Origin of the sequence: Aquisphaera insulae (assembly GCF_011064615.1) — a bacterium.
In the GTDB taxonomy this organism is placed as follows: domain Bacteria; phylum Planctomycetota; class Planctomycetia; order Isosphaerales; family Isosphaeraceae; genus Aquisphaera; species Aquisphaera insulae.
The window spans coordinates 1-448 of sequence record NZ_JAALJH010000265.1 but is presented as its reverse complement, the minus strand read 5'-3'; the positions used below and the strand labels follow the sequence as shown (position 1 = coordinate 448).

At 69.9% G+C, this 448-nt stretch carries 1 protein-coding gene; it reads right to left on the bottom strand.

Annotated elements, in window-relative coordinates:
- Positions 1 to 10: 10 nt before the first annotated feature.
- A complete protein-coding gene (gene tnpA / locus G6O54_RS37080; RefSeq protein ID WP_165236206.1) occupies positions 11 to 367 on the bottom strand; it encodes an IS66 family insertion sequence element accessory protein TnpA in 357 nt (118 codons plus the stop codon).
- Positions 368 to 448: the final 81 nt, after the last annotated feature.

Here is a 448-nt window from a genome sequence, read left to right as displayed (position 1 = left end):
GGGAGGAGGATCATGAGCCGGCCTCCTGTCCCCGGAGCCCAGCGACGGCGGCGATGAGTCGGCCGATCCACTCGGGCTCCGGTGTGGTGTCGAGCCGAAGCCGAATGCCGGCGGGCAGGTCGATCTCGACGGGCCGAGGGGCGGGGGCTCCGTTGTGGGCGTGCAGATCATCGAGTCGGAGCGGGACGAAGAGGGGCGGGGCCTGGGGCCGGGCCTCCCCGGCCAGTCGCCGCCGCCAGTAGTAGAACGAGGCCGTCGCGATGCCTTCTGTCTCGCAGAACTCGGCGATCGACAGGCCGCCGGCCTGGTGCCGCTCGAGCCGGCGGCTCCAGAGCCGCTCCAACTGTGGGTCTCTCGGTCGTCCCATGGGCTATCTCCGGGGTCGGTGGTTGGTGACCAACCCACGACGATAGCCGACGAGGCAAGGATGGTTTTACCGAGCGCTTAC